Below are 16,241 nucleotides of genomic sequence, written 5' to 3' on the forward strand. Positions count from 1 at the left end.
CGAAAGCCTACATCGCCAAGGTCGAGGCCGAGATGGGCCTGCCGGCTACGGATCCGTACCGGTTCGGCGCGGGCAAGCTGGTGGACGCGCTGGCCGCGATGTGATCCAACCGGGGCGCCGATGGCGGGCGTACCCGCCTCCGGCGCTGGAAACTGCAAAGACAAAGGAGTGGGCGCGTGCAGATCGACGTCTCTCGTGATGTGTTCCAGTTGGCGCAGGTGTTCACCATCTCGCGCGGGTCGCGGACCGAGGCAAAGGTATTGACGGTGCGCCTGACGGATGGGGCGCATCAAGGCTGGGGCGAATGTGTGCCTTATGCCCGGTATGACGAAACGCTGGAGTCGGTCGAGGCCGAGATCCGCGGTTTGCCCGACACGTTCACGCGCCAGTCGCTGATGGACCTGCTGCCCGCCGGTGCCGCGCGCAATGCGGTCGATTGCGCTCTGTGGGACCTTGATGCCAAGCGGGCGGGCAAGCGCGCTTGGGAACTGGCCGGCCTGCCCGCGCCCAAGCCCGAGATCACCGCCTATACTCTTTCGCTGGACACGCCCGACGCGATGCGGGCGCAGGCGGCGAAGAATGCGCATCGTCCGCTGTTGAAGATCAAGCTGGGCACGCCCGACGACATGCCGCGGCTCGAGGCCGTGCGAGCCGGGGCGCCTGATGCCCGGATCATCGTGGATGCCAACGAGGGCTGGTCGGCCGAGGTCTATGCCGATCTGGCACCGCATCTGGTGCGTTTGGGCGTCGCGCTGGTCGAACAGCCGCTGCCCGCTGGCGATGACGAGGCGCTGATCGGGCTGGAGCGCCCGGTTCCGGTCTGCGCCGACGAGAGCTGCCACGATCGCGCCAGCCTGCCCGGGTTGAAGGGCAAATATGACGTGATCAACATCAAGCTGGACAAGACCGGCGGTCTGACCGAGGCGCTGGAACTGCGCCGCGCGGCGCAGGCCGAGGGTTATGGCATCATGGTGGGCTGCATGGTCGGCAGCTCTCTGGCGATGGCGCCTGCGACACTGCTGGCGCAGGGAGCGCTGGTGACGGACCTTGACGGCCCGCTTCTGTTGGCCGAAGACCGCGATACTCCGCTGGTTTTCGACGAGGCCGGCGTACACCCGCCGCAGGCGGCGCTCTGGGGGTGACGCGCTGTGGCGAGGAATGGGCGCAGCCCAAGGACGAGAAGGATATGACATGACCCGCACCGTTTACGTGAACGGCGAATACCTGCCCGAGACCGAAGCCAAGGTCTCGATCTTCGACCGAGGCTTTCTGATGGCGGATGCCGTCTATGAGGTGACCAGCGTGCTGGATGGCAAGCTGATCGATTTCGAGGGTCACGCGGTGCGCCTGAAGCGGTCGCTGGACGAATTGCAGATGGCCGAACCCTGCAGCAAGGACGAACTGCTCGAAATCCATCGCAAGCTGGTCGAGCTGAACGGCATCAACGAGGGGCTGGTCTATCTGCAGGTCACCCGAGGCAGCGACGGCGACCGCGATTTCGTCTTCCCCTCGGCCGACACCAAGCCGACGCTGGTGCTGTTCACTCAGAACAAGCCCGGTCTGGCTGACAACCCCGCGGCCAGGAAAGGGGCTAAGATCATCTCGATCGAGGATATCCGCTGGGGCCGCCGCGACATTAAAACGGTGCAACTGTTGTACCCGTCTATGGGCAAGATGATGGCCAAGGCCGCTGGGTGTGACGATGCCTGGATGATCGAAGACGGGTATGTCACCGAAGGCACCAGCAACAACGCCTATATCGTCAAGAACGGCAAGATCGTCACCCGCCCGCTGTCGAACGACATCCTGCACGGGATTACCCGCAAGGCCGTACTGCGCATGGCGGCCGAGGCGCAGATGGAAGTCGAGGAGCGCCTGTTCACCATTGACGAAGCAAAAGAGGCCGATGAGGCTTTTACCACTTCGGCCAGCGCTTTCGTAATGCCTGTGGTCGAGATCGACGGCGTTGCGCTGGGCGACGGCACACCCGGCCCGATCGCCACGCGGCTGCGCGAGATTTATCTGGACGAAAGCCGCAAAGCAGCGATCTGAACACCAAGGCCCGCCGATCTGGCGGGCCTTTTTTGTTTTGGCTTCAGTCTTTTTTGCCGACGTTTTCCTCGAACGCGACCTTGAAGGCGGCCTGTTTTTCGGGGCTGGCCTCGGTCTGGTATTTGGATTTCCACTCATCCATAGTCATGCCATAGAAAATCTTGCGGGCTTCGTCCTTGCCCATTTCGATGCCTTTTTCATTGGCGGCCTCCTGATACCACCGCGCCAGGCAGTTTCGGCAGAACCCGGCCAGGTTCATCATGTCGATGTTCTGAACGTCGGTGCGGTCCTGCATCAGGTGTTTTTGCAGGCGGCGGAAAGCGGCGGCCTGCAGTTCGATCTCGGTCTTGGGGTCCATGGTCGGGCTCCGGTTTGAGGGATTTGATCCAGACCTAGCAAGCCCGTGACCATTGCACAACGCGCGCCGGTTCAGACCAGCTTGAGGGCAATCCAGGGCATCAGGCAGAAGATCAGGGTCAGGATCTTGTAGTTCGCAAGATACTTGAAATAGGCCTTTCTGACCTCGGCCTTGTCCATCTGGAACATGCGGCTGTGAATGGCGGCAATGCGGTCCTGTAGGGCCCCCACCATCAGGGTCGACAGCAGCAGGACCGCAAAGTTCAGAACGGTCATCCAGCCGAAAAAGGCTGTCAGGGTTTCAGGTGTCATGACGGCCTCCTTTCACCCCAAAAAATGGGGATTGCCCGCGCGCCGCGCAAGAGAGCGGGCGTCGTTTGGTCGCGGATTTTACGAGCGTTACAGACCGCTTGCGGCCAGCGCGTCCTGCAGGATCGGTGCCAGCCGCTCGGCCCAGGCGCGTTGCCCGGCATGATCGGCGATCAGGTCGTTGCGCAGCTCGATCAGTGCGTTGGGGCGGCCAAAGGCGGTGGCGTGCCGGTCGATCGCATCCCCCGGCAGCACGCCGGTATAGGGTTCGTTGACGCCGACGCACAGATCCCCCTCGGCCCGCAGCCGGTCGATCAGCGGGGCCGAGAACCGCTCGTCCGCGGTGTGCAGGATGCCGACATGCCACGGGCGCGGCGGGCGGCCCCGCAACTGGCGCGTGAAGGAATGCATCGAGACGATCACGGCGTGGGGCAGGGCGGCCATCTTGGCCAGCGCCTCGTGATAAGGACGATAGCACAGGTTCAGGCGCCGTTTGCGCTCGGCGGCGTCGGCATGACGGTTGGCCGGAATGATCGACCCGTCATACAGCTTCATCAACAGGGTCGGGTCGTCCTCGCCCCGGTTCGGGTCGATCACCAGCCGCGAGAAATTGGCCGCGATCACCGGCGCGTTCAGGATCTCGCCCAGATGTTTCGACACCTCGTAGGCGCCCACGTCATAGGCGATGTGGCGCTCCATGTCCTCACGCGGAAGGCCGAGGTCGCCGCCGTTGATCTGCGGTGGTACGGTGTTGGTGGCGTGGTCGCACGTGATCAGCCAGCGGGACGGGCGATCCGCCCCGTGCACGTAAAACGGAGTGTATGTCATGAGCCTGTCATCTTGTTTGTCGCAGGTGTAGGGCAGTTGCCTCGGAAAGGGAATTGCGCAATAAGCGACCCGAACACTGTTTGCGGTAACATTTGGCCATCAAGGAGAGCAAGCGCGATGCGACGCCTGAGAAATGTGAAAATCGTGGCGACGCTGGGCCCGGCGTCCAACGACTATGATACGATCCGCGCGCTGCACGAGGCCGGCGCCGACGTGTTCCGCCTGAACATGAGCCATGGCAGTCATGACGAGATTCGCGAACGCCACCGGATCATCCGGCAGGTGGAAAAGGATGTGGACCGCCCGATCGCCATTCTGGCCGACCTGCAGGGACCCAAGCTGCGCGTGGGCGTTTTTGCCAATGGCGCCGAGGAATTGGTCGAAGGTGCGCCGTTCCGCCTTGATCTGGATGATGCGCCGGGGGACGCCACCCGCGTCTGCCTACCGCATCCCGAGATCTTCCAGGCGCTCGAGCCCGGCGCGCATCTGCTGGTCAATGACGGCAAGATCCGCCTGATCGTCGAGAAATGCGGCGCCGATTTTGCCGACTGCAAGGTCGAGATCGGCGGCACGATCTCGAACCGCAAAGGCGTGAACGTGCCCGACGTGGTGCTGCCGCTGGCGGCCCTGTCGGAAAAGGACCGGGATGATCTGGAATTCGTCTGCCAACTTGGCGTCGACTGGCTGGCGCTCAGCTTCGTGCAGCGTGCCAAGGACGTGTTCGAGGCCCGCACCCTTGCCGATGGACGCGCCGCCATCCTGTCCAAGATCGAAAAGCCCGCCGCGGTCGAGGCCTTTGAGGAAATCCTGGATGCCTCGGACGGGATCATGGTGGCGCGCGGCGATCTGGGGGTCGAACTGCCGGTCTCGGCCGTGCCGCCGATCCAGAAGCGCCTGGTGCGCCGCTGCCGTGCGGCGGCCAAGCCGGTGATCGTGGCGACGCAGATGCTGGAGAGCATGATCGAAAGCCCGATGCCCACGCGCGCCGAAGTCTCCGACGTGGCGACCGCGATTTATGAGGGCGCCGACGCCATCATGCTAAGTGCCGAATCCGCCGCGGGCGCCTATCCGATCGAGGCGGTCAAGACCATGAACCAGGTCGCCATCGAGGTCGAAGCCGACCCGACCTATGCCGAGATCATCGCCGCCTCGCGCGCCACCAAGGGCACGACCGTGGCCGATGGCATCGTCGCCGCAGCGCGTGAGATCGCCGAGAAGACCGACATCAAGGCGATCTGCTGCTTTACCCAAAGCGGCACCACCGCCCTGCTGACCGCCCGCGAACGACCGCATGTGCCGATCATCGCCATGACCTCGCTGCGGGGCACGGCGCGGCGGCTGTGCCTGTCCTGGGGGTGTCACTGCGTGATGACGCCGGAACTGGAACGCTTCAAGGGGGCGGTGGTCAATGCCGCCCGCGCGGCGCGCGCCAGCGGCTTTGCCAGCCAGTCCGACCAGATCGTCGTGACCGCCGGCGTGCCGTTCAACGTACCCGGCTCGACCAACATCCTGCGCGTCGCGCCCTGTGACGAACGCCTGATCTACGCCACCGACCCGGAATGATGCGCCTTTAGGCGGTACGTGTCTTTGACCCGACGGGTTCCTTCACAGTCTCCATGACCGTGAAGGAACTTGTCTGGTGAATTCCCGGCAACTTGTTGATCTTCTCGCCCAGCACCATGCGGAAATGGGCGATGTCGCGTGTACGCACCGTCAGAAGATAGTCGAATGAGCCCGCCACCATCAGGCAGGTCTCGATCTCGGGCACCCGGCGTACCGCGTCGTTGAACCGGTCCAGAGAGTGATCGGCCGTGGCGGCCAGTGACACCTGAACCACAGTCAGGTGCGCCAGCCCCAGCCTCTCTTTGTCGATCACCGCGCTGTAGCCAGTGATATAGCCGTTTTTCTCAAGCCGTTTCACCCGTTCAGAACAGGGCGTGTTGGTCAGGTTTACACGCGCTGCCAGTTCGACTATGGGCAGGCGGCCATTGGCCTCCAGCTCGGCCAATATGCGTTGGTCGATCTTGTCCAAATCCCTATCCATCAGTCAAATTCCCTGCAATTTTTAGGTGAAGCGGCATTTTTTCCTGAGATTAGACCAAAATCATCCCCTTTCCCTAGTGATTATTCCTGATACTTGACCACAGGGCAGTCTCGACGATGAGTTCCAGGTTCCGGCTGCCCTGCCGGGGGCACGGGCCTCGGCCAAATCAACAAAAAACGGAGGAACGAGATGACAACGAAAATTGTCATAGGACTGGACGGGACAGAGACCGGCGAACGTGCTCTCGAATTTGCCAAGACCCTGGCAAAGCGGATCGGCGAGTGCGAGTTGATTGTCGCCTATGTCATCGAATGGTCGCCCTACACATTCCAGACGCCCGAGGAAAACGCCCTGCGGCACAAGCGGCGCGAGGAAGAGATCGCCCTTGCCAACAGCCGCGTGGTCGAACCCGCAGTGGCAGCGCTGAAGGCCGAAGGCTTCAACGCACACGGCGTCGTCCGGCATGGTGACGTGGCCGAAACGCTGAACGCGATCACCGTCAAGAACGGCGCATCGCAGATCGTTGTCGGCCGGTCATCCGCCGACGGGTTCAAGAAACGCATCTTCGGCAGCTCGACCCAGAATCTGGTCATGCATGCCGACGTCCCGGTCACGGTCGTAAACTGAGGGGAGGAGCAGACATGAAATCGATCAAAACTCTGGGCCTGTCCGGTGCGGCCGCGGCCCTGCTGGCCAACCCCGCACTTGCGCAGGAGGCCCCCGGTCTGGACGAAAAGATCAACCAGACCTTCTCAAATCTGACGGGCCCCTTCGTCAGCTTCATCTTCGCGCCGCTTCCGGGCACGAGCTTCCCGTGGATCGTGCTGTGGCTGGTCGTGGCCGCAACGGTGTTCACGCTGTACTTCGCCTTTGTGCAGATGCGGTTCTTCGGCCATGCGATCAGCCTTGTCAAAGGTGACTATTCCGACCCCAACGATGCGGGCGAGGTCAGTCACTTCCAGGCGCTGGCAACGGCGCTGTCGGGTACGGTCGGCTTGGGCAACATCGCGGGCGTCGCGGTGGCGATCGGCATCGGCGGACCCGGAGCGACCTTCTGGATGATCCTCGCCGGCCTTCTGGGCATGGCGTCGAAATTCACCGAATGTACGCTGGGCGTGAAGTACCGCAACGAGTACGAGGACGGCACCGTTTCGGGCGGCCCGATGTACTACATGTCCAAGGGCTTTGCCGAGCTGGGGCTGCCCGGGGGCAAGATCCTGGCGGTCCTGTTCTCGATCTTCTGTATCCTTGGCGCGCTGGGCGGGGGCAACATGTTCCAGGCCAACCAGGCGCACCAGCAGATCGCGGGTATCGTCGGCGACTATCCCGGCTGGATCACCGGCCTGGTCTTTGCGACCGTTGTCTTCATGGTCATCGTGGGCGGCCTGAAGTCGATCGCTCGCGTGACCGAGAAGGTCGTGCCGTTCATGGGCATCCTGTATGTTGTGACCGCGCTGGTCATCATCGGCATGAATGCCGACAAGATCGGCTGGGCCTTCGGTCAAATCTTCGCCGGTGCCTTCACCGGTCTGGGCGTGGCCGGCGGCATGGTCGGCGCCCTGATCCAAGGCTTCAAACGCGCCGCCTTCTCGAACGAGGCAGGAGTGGGTTCGGCGGCCATCGCGCACTCGGCCGTCCGCACCAAGGAGCCGATCACCGAAGGCTTCGTCTCGCTGCTCGAGCCGTTCATCGACACGGTGGTGATCTGTACCATGACCGCGCTGGTGATCATCATCACCCAGCAGCTGGTGATCGATCCGGCAACCGGCCTGTACATGCTGAACGAAGAGGGCACGGCGATCGCAACCGTGGATGGAAACGCGGGCGTCAGCCTGACCTCGGCCGCCTTCGGCAGCGCCTTCAGCTGGTTCCCCTACATCCTGGCCGTCGCGGTGATCCTGTTCGCCTTCTCGACCATGATCAGCTGGTCCTACTATGGCCTCAAGGCCTGGACCTATCTGTTCGGCGAAGGCCACACCAAGGAACTGGTGTTCAAGATCATCTTCTGCATCTTCGTAGTGATCGGGGCGGCGGCCAACCTGACGCCGGTCATCGACTTCTCGGATGCGGCGATCTTTGCAATGGCCGTGGTTAACGTCTTTGCACTCTACTTCCTGATGAAAGTGGTGCGCCAGGAACTGGCCTCGTACAGTGCGCGGCTGAAAAGCGGCGAAATCCGCAAGTTCGCCGACTGATGATACCAACCGGGGCGGCCCTGCCGCCCCGGTTCCCGACACCGGTGCGAAAAGGGAAAAACCGGGTCAAAAACCCCTTGCCAGCATGACCGAACTTGCGTAAACGGCGCATCTGATCGCGCGACCGGCCGATGTGGCATGCCGAGTCGCGTTTCGGACCGAACCCTGAAAGGAGACGGAAATGCCCAAGATGAAGACCAAATCGAGCGCCAAGAAGCGCTTCAAGGTGACCGCGACCGGTAAGGTCATGTCGGCTCAGGCCGGCAAGCGGCACGGCATGATCAAGCGGACCAAGAAGTTCATCCGCGACGCCCGTGGCACCACCACCCTGTCCGCCCCCGACGCCAAGATCGTCAAGGGCTACATGCCCTACGACCGCTAAGAGGAGATACCGATATGTCCCGCGTTAAAGGTGGAACCGTAACTCACGCCCGTCACAAGAAGGTCATCAAGGCCGCCAAAGGTTACTATGGCCGCCGCAAGAACACCTTCAAGGTTGCCCGTCAGGCCGTCGACAAGGCCAACCAGTACGCAACCCGCGACCGCAAGAACCGCAAGCGCAACTTCCGCGCTCTGTGGATCCAGCGCATCAACGCCGCTGTTCGTTCGCATGACGAAGCTCTGACCTATTCCCGCTTCATCAACGGCCTGAACCTGGCCGGCATCGAAGTGGACCGCAAAGTCCTGGCCGACCTGGCCGTGCACGAACCGGAAGCGTTCGGCGCGATCGTTGCCAAGGCACAGGCCGCTCTGGCTGCCTGATCTTCTTTCGAGAGACAGTGAAAGAAAGGCCGTCCCGCATGGGGCGGCCTTTTTCGTTGGCGCAACCGGCCAGACTGCCGGCGTCAAAATCGGCCGGGCATCATTTCGAAAAAGTCGGAACAGGCATTAGATAAAGTCGCACATGTGACCGCATCAGATCGTGGCGCTTGAAAGGGTTCGGGCCCGCGTGCTTCATTTTTCATGCGGCGGTCCTTTGAATGGCCGTGCGCGAAAACAACCGAGATGCTGGCATGCGCGCGGCGGTCCCAACCGGGCTGGGGGCGTAATGCAAGACCAGCACCGCAGATGACCAACACGGAGAAATGCCATGAAGAAATTGACCATGCTGCTTGGGGGCGCATCGATGGCGATTGCCATGCCTGCGGTTGCCGCGGATATCGTGATCGGCGTACCGAACTGGGCGTCGGTGAATGCCACCGCGCACATTCTTGAAGTTGTCATCGAAGACAACCTCGGCCTCGATGTCGAATTACAGAACGGCACCAACCCCATCGTGTTCGAAGCGATGGATTCGGGTGCGATGCACGTCCACCCCGAAGTCTGGATGCCAAACCAGCAGAACCTGCACGACACCTATGTCAAAGAAAAAGGCACCGTCGTGATGAACGAGAACCCGGTCCAGGCCGAGCAGGGTATGTGCGTTCCGACCTACATTGCCGAGGAATATGACATCAAATCCATCGACGACCTGAGCGATCCGGACAAGATGGCGATCTTTGACACTGACGGAAACGGCACTCCCGAGGTTTGGATCGGCGCGCCCGGCTGGGCGTCGACCGTGGTCGAGAAGATCCGCGCCAAATCCTACGGCTATGACCAGATCTTTGAGCTGACCGAGTACGAGGAAACCATCGCCTATGCCAACCTGGCAAACGCGACCAAGGCCGGTGATCCGTGGATCGGGTTCTGCTACAGCCCGCACTACATCTTTGTGACGCAGGAACTGACCGTGCTAGAAGAGCCACCGCATGATCCGGCCACCTGGACGATCGTTCAGCCCACCGATGACCCGGATTGGCTGGACAAGTCCGAGGCCTCGACCGCGTGGAACGGGGCAACTCTGCACCTGCACTACGCCAAAGAGCTTGAGGAAAGCCACCCCGAGGTCGCGGCCCTGTTCCGCAACTACCAGATGCAGGGTGACGATCTGAGCGCGATGGGAAAGGCGCTGGCCGTGGACAACGTGGAAGCAGCCGATTTCGCCCGCCAGTGGGTGGCTGAAAACGAAGACACCGTTATCGGCTGGCTGACGAACTAAATCAGAAACGCAGGGGGCCGTCGCGACTGATCGCGGCGGCCCTTTGCCTGTTTGCCGGGATGCAACCCCGTAGATGAGGGGCAAATGGACGAACCTGTCGTAAAACTAGAAAATGTCTGGAAAATTTTCGGCGCACGGGCCGAAGAAGCCATGGCCGCAGTCCGAAATGAAGGTATTGGAAAACCTGAAGTTCTTGAAAGATTCAATTGCGTGGTCGGCGTTCAAGGCGCCACGTTCGAAGTGCCACGTGGCGAGATTTTTTGCATCATGGGCCTGTCGGGTTCGGGCAAATCGACCCTTGTGCGCCATGTCAATCGCCTGATCGAGCCCACGGCCGGAAAGATCGAGATCATGGGGCAGGACGTGTCCAAGATCTCCGAGTCCGAACTGCGCCGCATCCGCGCCCAGCAGATCGGGATGGTGTTCCAGCACATGGCGCTGATGCCGCACCGCTCGGTGCGCGACAACGTGGCCTATCCGCTGGAGATCCGCAAAGTCTCGAAATCCAAGCGTTGGGCAGTGTCCGATCACGCGCTGGGCCTGGTGGATCTGACCGGCTATGAGGACCGGCTGCCCAAGGAACTGTCGGGCGGGATGCAGCAGCGCGTGGGCATCGCGCGCGCGCTGGCCTCGGACCCGGAAATCCTGCTGATGGACGAACCGTTCTCAGCACTGGACCCGCTGATCCGGCTGCAGTTGCAGGACCAGTTCAAGGCTCTGGTTGCGCAGCTGAAAAAGACCACGCTGTTCATCACCCATGACTTGGACGAGGCGATCCGAATCGGTCATCGCATCGCCATCATGAAGGACGGTGTGATCGTCCAGATCGGCACGCCCGAGGACATCGTGATGAACCCGGCCGATGACTATGTGCGCGAGTTCGTGCAGGGCATATCCAAGCTCAAACTGGTCAAGGCGCATTCGATCATGGAGTCGTTGGACAGTTACTCCGGCCCGCTGGATGGCGCGCCGCGCGCGGATGAGGGCGCAGACCTAGACCAACTGATCGATCTGGCCGTGAACACCGAGCTTCCGGTGGTGATCACCGACGGCGGTCAGGATGTGGGCGTCGTGACCAAACCACGCCTGCTGCGCGGAATTCAGGGGGGCAAAAATGACTGATGTAACCACGGAATTGAAAGTCACGGCCGCCTCCGACATCGAGGTGGACCGCGAGGCGCTGGATCGGTCGATCCTCGAATTCGCAGGCCCTAATGGTGACTACTACGTCAAAGCCTTTCACAAGATCCATGATGCGACCAGTCCGATCCCGAACACGTTCAACTTGTGGGCGGCGGTGCTGGGGCCGTTCTGGTCCGCCTCGCGGGCGATCTGGGGGATGTTCTGGACCTTCCTGATCCTTGAGATCATCGCTTGGGTGCAGATCGGTCGCGGCGCTTGGGGCAACCCGGGGGCAGATCTGGCCGAACGCGCGGCCCGTCAGCAGGAACGCGCAAACGAGTTGCTGGCTCGCGCGGCGGATGCAACCGAGAAGGCAGACATCGACCGATTCAACAAACTGGCCGCAAATATCCAGAAAGCGGCGGACAGCAGCCTTGAGAAAGCGCAACTGGCGCAGTCCGAAGCCTTGGGGATCATGGTCACCGGTCTTCTGATGCTGCTGGTTTTCAAGCTGGTGCAGGGGTTCTACGCTGACCGGGTGTACGAAAAACAGTATTCGAACTGGCGGATCGACCCCGAAAGCACCGAAAGCGGCCGCTCGACCCGGAACACGGTTCTAGGCGCGGTTCTGGTGGCAGCGATCGGCCCGCTGATCGTGTACAAATTCACTGTGAACGCATCGCTGCCTCTGTTGGACGCTTTCCCTGAAAAGGCAGTGTCGGAAATGATCCTCGGGCCTGATCAGGGCACGCTGTTCTCGGCCCTAGCCAGTTGGATGGAGGCCCGGATCGACGCTGCAGCTGCCGCAGGCGGAGACATTTTCGACGGGATCGTTGCCGGTGTACGCTCGGTTCTGGACGGGTTGACGGTGGCCCTGATCGGGTCGCCCTGGCCGGTGGTCATGCTGGTGATCTGCGTGACCGCGTGGCGCGCGGCGGGACCGCGCGTGGCGATCTTCACTGCCGCGTCGTTGGCCTATATCGCGCTGCTGGGTTATTGGGGCGTGGCGATGGAGACGGTGGCTTTGGTGGGCGCGGCCGTGCTGCTGTGCGTCACCTTCGGTATTCCGCTGGGCATCTGGTTTGGCAAATCAAAACGCGCCTATCGCGCGGCCGAGCCGGTGCTGGACCTGATGCAGACCCTGCCGGCCTTCGTGTATCTGATCCCGATCATCGCCTTCTTTGGCACCGGTAACCCGCCGGGCATCCTGGCTACGATCATCTTTGGTATGCCGCCGGTGATCCGCCTGACGGCGCTGGGCATGCGCGGGGTGCCTGAAAGCATCAAAGAGGCCGCCGTGGCCTTTGGTGCCTCGAAATGGCAGTTGCTGAAGGACGTGGAAATCCCGCTGGCGCTGCCTTCGATCATGACCGGCGTGAACCAGACCATCCTGATGTGCCTGTCGATGGTCGTGATCATCTCGCTGATCGGCGGCGGGGGGCTGGGCAAGGAAATCCTTGAGGCGCTGCAATACGCGGCCAAGGGGCCGGGCCTGCTGGGCGGTTTTGCGATCCTGTTCCTGGCCATGGTCATGGACCGCATCGTTCAGGGCGCCTTCCGACGCGAAGACGAAAAGATCTGACGCGACAGCCGCCCCCCGGGTCACCAGTGGGGGCGGTTTCATTTCAGGGCGGGGAGACACGATGGCGGACCGCTACGAACAATCCATGATGGACAATCTGTACTGGTGGGGCGTGCCCACCCTGTTCCGGTGCCCCCATGTGGGGCCGCAGGATCAGGATATCGCTCTTGTGGGCGTGCCGCATTCCGCCGGCAACGGCACCACCGAGCGCGACCAGCATCTGGGCCCGCGTGCGCTGCGTCATGTCTCGGCCGTGCAGCGCCGGGTGCATTCGTTGTTCCAGATCGATCCGTGGTCAAACGCGCGCATTGCCGATGTGGGCGACGTGCCGTTTCCGCGCGCCAACGACAACGAGGACTGCATCGAGCGCATCACCGCCTTCTACCGTGGCATCGACGCCGCCGGGGCGCGGCCCGTTTCGGTGGGCGGCGATCACTCGATTACGGGTGGGATCGTACAGGCGCTGGGCCGAGGCAAACTGGCGGGCGGGCAACCAGTCAGCTTTCTGCATCTGGACGCGCATACGGATGTGTTCACCAAAGTCGATCATTTCCTGGGGGCCAAGAAGTCGGCTGCGCATTGGGGAGCTTACCTGGCCGATCAGGGGCAGGTGGACCCGACCCGGTCGATGCAGATCGGATTGAGGGGGCATCCGCGCAGCCTGGACTGGCTACAACCCTCGTATGACTATGGCTACAACATCGTCACCATACGCGAGTTCCGCCAGCGTGGCTTGGCCGATGTGGTGGCCCAAACGCGGGATGTTCTGGGCGACCGGCCGGTCTACATCACCTTCGATCTCGACTGCCTTGACCCGACCATCGCGCCGGGGGTGTCGAACCTGGAACCCGGCGAAAAGGGTTTTGACGTCGACGAGGCCGTGGGCATTCTGCATGCCGCGCGGGGGCTGAACATCGTCGGCGGCGATGTGGTCTGCATGATGCCGACCAAGGATAGCCCCAACAACATCACCGCGCTGACGGCGGCTGCGGTGATGTTCGAGATGATCTCGATGATCGCCGAGAACGTCGCCCGGGCCTAGCGCCGCGCGTCGATCGCCTCGGCCAGCACGCACAGCAGTTCGAACATCAGCGAAATGCCCAGCCATGCGGTGCCGCCCGATGGGTCGAAGGGCGGCGAGACCTCGACCAGATCCGCGCCCACAAGGTTCATCCCTTCCAGCTTGCGGATGACCTGCTGGGCCTGAAAGCTGCTGGGGCCGCCGATCTCGGGCGTGCCGGTGCCGGGGGCATGGGTGGGGTCCACGAAATCGATGTCATAGGTGCAATAGCAGGGCGCGTCACCGACGATGGAGCGGACCTCGGCCATGACATCGTCGATGCCGCGGTCGAACAGCTCTTCGATGCGGATGATGCGGATGCCCTGCGCCTCGCCCCATTCGATATCCTCGGTGTTGTAGGCGGTGCCGCGAATGCCCACCTGCACGAAGCGTTCGGGATCGACCAGCCCTTCCTCGACTGCGCGGCGGAACGGGGTGCCGTGGGTATACTTATGCCCGCCGAAATAGCTGTCGAACAGGTCGGTATGGCTGTCGAACTGGATCAGTCCCAGCGGGCCCTCGCTGGCCAGCGCCCGCAGGACGGGCAGGGTGGTCAGGTGATCACCGCCCGCCGTCAGGGGTACTATGCCACGCAGCATCAGGTCGGTGTAGAAGCGGGTGATGCGGTCCAACGTATCCTCGATATCCACTGGGTTGGGGGGCACGTCGCCCAGATCGGCACAGTTGACCAGTTCGAACGGGGCAACCCCGGTCACCGGGTTCATGGCGCGGATCATGGTGGACTGGTCGCGTAACTGCCGTGGCCCGTGCCGCGCGCCGGGCCGGTTGGTGGTGCCCCCGTCCCAGGGGATGCCGACCAGCCCAAGCTCGACCAGATCCATCCGGTCGTCGTCCGGGGTCAGGGCCGGCAGGCGCATGAAAGTGGGGACACCGGCAAAGCGCGCCAGCTCCATCGCCGAGACGGGTTGAAAGAACGCATTTGCCATGGGGCCCCCTGTGTCGTCGTTTGCCCGAGCCTAGCGTCAAGCCCGCGTCAAAAACACCCGGTCCGCGACACAACGGCGTCGGATCAGGACAGAATCCGGAAATTGCTTCGGATCTCGGCCTCCTGTTCGGGGCTGAGGTATTGCGGGTGATGCGTGCGCAGGATTTCACGCGCGCGGTCGCGGGCGTTGGACCAGGCATCGCGTGCGCCGCTGTCCTGCCAGCTGCGCGGCTCGGCCCGATCGGCAAGGGCGGGGTAGAAATAGTCGCGCTCCATCGCTGCATGGGTGTGGGCACTGCCCAGGAAATGGCCCTCGCCCAGAACCGACTGGCAGATCGCGTCAAAGCCCAGGTTTTCTTCGGTCACCTCGATCCCGCGCAGGGCGCGATAGGTGTGCGAATGCATCTCGTCATCCAGCACGAACCCCTCGAAGCTGACCCCCAGCAGCGAGGCCGTCATGCCCGAGCTTTCGTAGATCAAATTGCCGCCGGCCAGTGCGGCGGCCAGCGAGGTGATGCCTTTTTCGGCGCCGTATTGCGCGTCGATTGCCTTGGCATCGGTCATCGAACAGGTCACGCCCGAGGGCAGCCCCAGCCAGTTGGTGATCTGGGCCGAGGCCGCGTTCAACACGGCGGTTTCGCCACTGCCGCCCGAAAAGGCGCCGGTGCGCAGATCGATGATGAACGGCCAGTTCGAAAACACCATGGGAAAGCCCGGCCGGATCGCGTTGACCATGACCAGGCTGGCCAGGGTTTCGGCCAGCGACTGGGCCAGAAAACCGGCCATGGTGGCGGGCGCGGTCGCCCCGGCCTGGGCTGCTGTGATGCAGGACATGGGGATGTTGTGCGCGATGCATTCATAGACCACGTCTACCGCATCTTCGCCGTACCGCAAGGGCGAGATCACCGGGCTGATATGCGCCTTCAAAAACGGGCGTTCCGCAAAGGCGTCTTGGCCTCCGGCGGCGATGTCCAGCATCCGCACGATGGGCGCGACATGTTCGGCCAGCGTGAACGAGGTCGCCACCGGTTTGGTGGTATTCCGGATCAGCGCATAGGCGGTATTCACGTCCAGATCGAAATTGTCCGGCACGTCGGTGGCGACACAGCATCGGGTGAACCAGCTGACATTGGCCAGCGTGTCCTGAAGGCGGGTGAAATCATGCAGGTCGGCCAGGGTCGACGGGCGATAAAGCCCGCTGTCCAGGTCCAGCGTCTGGACCGCCGCTCCGCCGGTGCCGAAATGCACGCGGTCGCCGCCCACCTTGATCGACCGGGCCGGGTCGCGCCCGTGCAGGGTAAAGCGTTTGGCGGCCTGCCGGACCGCGCCTTCGACCATCGTGCGAGGAAAGACCAGTCGCCCCGGCGGGCCTGGCTGCGCACCTGCGGCGATCAGGTCTTGTGCCAGGCGGTCGGGCACCTCGCCCATGCCCAGCGTTTCCAGCAGGCGCAGGGCGGTGTCGTGGATCGCCGCGATCTCGGGCAAGGTCAGGGGTTTGTACTGCCCGCCGATCTGGCCGGGCGCGCAGGGGTCAAAGGCCGGTTTGGCCGCCCGTTGCGCCAGCCTCGCCCGCCGCCCGCCGCGTTTGCCCTGTTCTGGCATCTCCGAAGGCTCCTGATCCGATCCTGCCCTGCAGGTTACGCGGCAACGCGGGGTGCGGCCAAAGCGGAAATGCCGTTTTGAGAAATCTCAATCCCCGTTTCGA

At 62.7% G+C, this 16,241-nt stretch carries 17 protein-coding genes; 11 read left to right on the forward strand and 6 right to left on the reverse strand.

The window, feature by feature from the left end:
• Nucleotides 1–176: 176 nt before the first annotated feature.
• The gene (dgcA, locus tag AC2FMM_RS09925; RefSeq protein WP_496796473.1) at nucleotides 177–1,142 is read left to right on the forward strand and encodes an N-acetyl-D-Glu racemase DgcA; all 966 of its coding nucleotides are present in this window, start codon (nucleotides 177–179) and stop codon (nucleotides 1,140–1,142) included.
• A 49-nt stretch (nucleotides 1,143–1,191) separates the two neighbouring features.
• Nucleotides 1,192–2,052: a D-amino-acid transaminase gene (locus AC2FMM_RS09930; protein WP_496679448.1), complete on the forward strand. Its 861-nt coding sequence runs from the start codon at nucleotides 1,192–1,194 to the stop codon at nucleotides 2,050–2,052.
• A gap of 43 nt (nucleotides 2,053–2,095) precedes the next feature.
• Here AC2FMM_RS09930 and AC2FMM_RS09935 read toward each other — a convergent pair whose 3' ends face one another.
• The 3 genes from AC2FMM_RS09935 to AC2FMM_RS09945 form a co-directional block, all read right to left on the reverse strand.
• Nucleotides 2,096–2,410, reverse strand: a complete 315-nt coding sequence (locus tag AC2FMM_RS09935) for a DUF1244 domain-containing protein (RefSeq protein ID WP_496679446.1) — start codon at nucleotides 2,408–2,410, stop codon at nucleotides 2,096–2,098.
• Between the two features lie 71 nt (nucleotides 2,411–2,481).
• A complete protein-coding gene (locus tag AC2FMM_RS09940; protein ID WP_496796474.1) occupies nucleotides 2,482–2,721 on the reverse strand; it encodes a DUF6868 family protein in 240 nt (79 codons plus the stop codon).
• An 87-nt stretch (nucleotides 2,722–2,808) separates the two neighbouring features.
• The gene (locus AC2FMM_RS09945; protein ID WP_496796475.1) at nucleotides 2,809–3,546 is read right to left on the reverse strand and encodes an N-formylglutamate amidohydrolase; all 738 of its coding nucleotides are present in this window, start codon (nucleotides 3,544–3,546) and stop codon (nucleotides 2,809–2,811) included.
• 117 nt (nucleotides 3,547–3,663) lie between these two features.
• Between AC2FMM_RS09945 and pyk the strand changes: the two genes are divergently transcribed.
• Complete coding sequence (gene pyk, locus AC2FMM_RS09950) at nucleotides 3,664–5,109, forward strand: pyruvate kinase (protein WP_496679439.1); 1,446 nt, start codon at nucleotides 3,664–3,666, stop codon at nucleotides 5,107–5,109.
• Nucleotides 5,110–5,116: 7 nt separating this feature from the next.
• Here the strand turns inward: pyk and AC2FMM_RS09955 are convergent, their stop codons facing one another.
• Nucleotides 5,117–5,590, reverse strand: coding sequence for an Lrp/AsnC family transcriptional regulator (locus AC2FMM_RS09955; RefSeq protein ID WP_496688703.1), 474 nt, complete (start codon nucleotides 5,588–5,590; stop codon nucleotides 5,117–5,119).
• Between the two features lie 189 nt (nucleotides 5,591–5,779).
• Here AC2FMM_RS09955 and AC2FMM_RS09960 point away from each other — a divergent pair, with 189 nt between their 5' ends.
• The 8 genes from AC2FMM_RS09960 (at nucleotide 5,780) to AC2FMM_RS09995 (ending at nucleotide 13,572) form a co-directional block, all read left to right on the forward strand.
• Complete coding sequence (locus tag AC2FMM_RS09960; protein WP_496679434.1) at nucleotides 5,780–6,217, forward strand: universal stress protein; 438 nt, start codon at nucleotides 5,780–5,782, stop codon at nucleotides 6,215–6,217.
• Between the two features lie 14 nt (nucleotides 6,218–6,231).
• Nucleotides 6,232–7,785 (forward strand): alanine/glycine:cation symporter family protein, encoded by a 1,554-nt coding sequence (locus tag AC2FMM_RS09965; protein ID WP_496679432.1) that lies wholly within the window; start codon nucleotides 6,232–6,234, stop codon nucleotides 7,783–7,785.
• A gap of 181 nt (nucleotides 7,786–7,966) precedes the next feature.
• Nucleotides 7,967–8,167 carry a 50S ribosomal protein L35 gene (gene rpmI, locus AC2FMM_RS09970; protein WP_039523697.1) on the forward strand — a complete coding sequence of 67 codons (201 nt, stop codon included), beginning with the start codon at nucleotides 7,967–7,969 and terminating at the stop codon, nucleotides 8,165–8,167.
• Between the two features lie 14 nt (nucleotides 8,168–8,181).
• The gene (gene rplT, locus AC2FMM_RS09975; protein WP_093965154.1) at nucleotides 8,182–8,547 is read left to right on the forward strand and encodes a 50S ribosomal protein L20; all 366 of its coding nucleotides are present in this window, start codon (nucleotides 8,182–8,184) and stop codon (nucleotides 8,545–8,547) included.
• 328 nt (nucleotides 8,548–8,875) lie between these two features.
• Nucleotides 8,876–9,826, forward strand: a complete 951-nt coding sequence (locus tag AC2FMM_RS09980) for an ABC transporter substrate-binding protein (protein ID WP_496679430.1) — start codon at nucleotides 8,876–8,878, stop codon at nucleotides 9,824–9,826.
• Between the two features lie 84 nt (nucleotides 9,827–9,910).
• A complete protein-coding gene (locus AC2FMM_RS09985; protein ID WP_496679427.1) occupies nucleotides 9,911–10,948 on the forward strand; it encodes a quaternary amine ABC transporter ATP-binding protein in 1,038 nt (345 codons plus the stop codon).
• Entirely contained in the window at nucleotides 10,941–12,530 is a 1,590-nt protein-coding gene (locus tag AC2FMM_RS09990; protein WP_496796476.1) for an ABC transporter permease, read from the forward strand. The genes AC2FMM_RS09985 and AC2FMM_RS09990 overlap by 8 nt, the downstream gene beginning before the upstream one ends.
• 61 nt (nucleotides 12,531–12,591) lie before the next feature.
• Complete coding sequence (locus AC2FMM_RS09995; RefSeq protein ID WP_496796477.1) at nucleotides 12,592–13,572, forward strand: arginase family protein; 981 nt, start codon at nucleotides 12,592–12,594, stop codon at nucleotides 13,570–13,572.
• Here AC2FMM_RS09995 and AC2FMM_RS10000 read toward each other — a convergent pair.
• Entirely contained in the window at nucleotides 13,569–14,537 is a 969-nt protein-coding gene (locus AC2FMM_RS10000) for an agmatinase (protein ID WP_496796478.1), read from the reverse strand. The two genes, AC2FMM_RS09995 and AC2FMM_RS10000, sit on opposite strands and share 4 nt — an antisense overlap.
• An 83-nt stretch (nucleotides 14,538–14,620) precedes the next feature.
• A complete protein-coding gene (locus AC2FMM_RS10005; protein ID WP_496796479.1) occupies nucleotides 14,621–16,138 on the reverse strand; it encodes a trimethylamine methyltransferase family protein in 1,518 nt (505 codons plus the stop codon).
• Between the last annotated feature and the right edge of the window lie 103 nt (nucleotides 16,139–16,241).

It is taken from the genome of Ruegeria sp. BHSC043 (genome assembly GCF_059612985.1).

Bases quoted from the DNA above. Each gene is read 5' to 3' on its own strand.
- AC2FMM_RS09935 (WP_496679446.1), bottom strand. From the start codon at position 2,410: ATGGACCCCAAGACCGAGATCGAACTGCAGGCCGCCGCTTTCCGCCGC.
- AC2FMM_RS09940 (WP_496796474.1), bottom strand. From the start codon at position 2,721: ATGACACCTGAAACCCTGACAGCCTTTTTCGGCTGGATGACCGTTCTG.
- AC2FMM_RS09990 (WP_496796476.1), top strand. From the start codon at position 10,941: ATGACTGATGTAACCACGGAATTGAAAGTCACGGCCGCCTCCGACATC.
- AC2FMM_RS09945 (WP_496796475.1), bottom strand. From the start codon at position 3,546: ATGACATACACTCCGTTTTACGTGCACGGGGCGGATCGCCCGTCCCGC.
- AC2FMM_RS09955 (WP_496688703.1), bottom strand. From the start codon at position 5,590: ATGGATAGGGATTTGGACAAGATCGACCAACGCATATTGGCCGAGCTG.
- AC2FMM_RS10000 (WP_496796478.1), bottom strand. From the start codon at position 14,537: ATGGCAAATGCGTTCTTTCAACCCGTCTCGGCGATGGAGCTGGCGCGC.
- AC2FMM_RS09930 (WP_496679448.1), top strand. From the start codon at position 1,192: ATGACCCGCACCGTTTACGTGAACGGCGAATACCTGCCCGAGACCGAA.
- AC2FMM_RS10005 (WP_496796479.1), bottom strand. From the start codon at position 16,138: ATGCCAGAACAGGGCAAACGCGGCGGGCGGCGGGCGAGGCTGGCGCAA.
- pyk (WP_496679439.1), top strand. From the start codon at position 3,664: ATGCGACGCCTGAGAAATGTGAAAATCGTGGCGACGCTGGGCCCGGCG.
- AC2FMM_RS09985 (WP_496679427.1), top strand. From the start codon at position 9,911: ATGGACGAACCTGTCGTAAAACTAGAAAATGTCTGGAAAATTTTCGGC.
- AC2FMM_RS09980 (WP_496679430.1), top strand. From the start codon at position 8,876: ATGAAGAAATTGACCATGCTGCTTGGGGGCGCATCGATGGCGATTGCC.
- AC2FMM_RS09960 (WP_496679434.1), top strand. From the start codon at position 5,780: ATGACAACGAAAATTGTCATAGGACTGGACGGGACAGAGACCGGCGAA.
- rpmI (WP_039523697.1), top strand. From the start codon at position 7,967: ATGCCCAAGATGAAGACCAAATCGAGCGCCAAGAAGCGCTTCAAGGTG.
- AC2FMM_RS09995 (WP_496796477.1), top strand. From the start codon at position 12,592: ATGGCGGACCGCTACGAACAATCCATGATGGACAATCTGTACTGGTGG.
- AC2FMM_RS09965 (WP_496679432.1), top strand. From the start codon at position 6,232: ATGAAATCGATCAAAACTCTGGGCCTGTCCGGTGCGGCCGCGGCCCTG.
- rplT (WP_093965154.1), top strand. From the start codon at position 8,182: ATGTCCCGCGTTAAAGGTGGAACCGTAACTCACGCCCGTCACAAGAAG.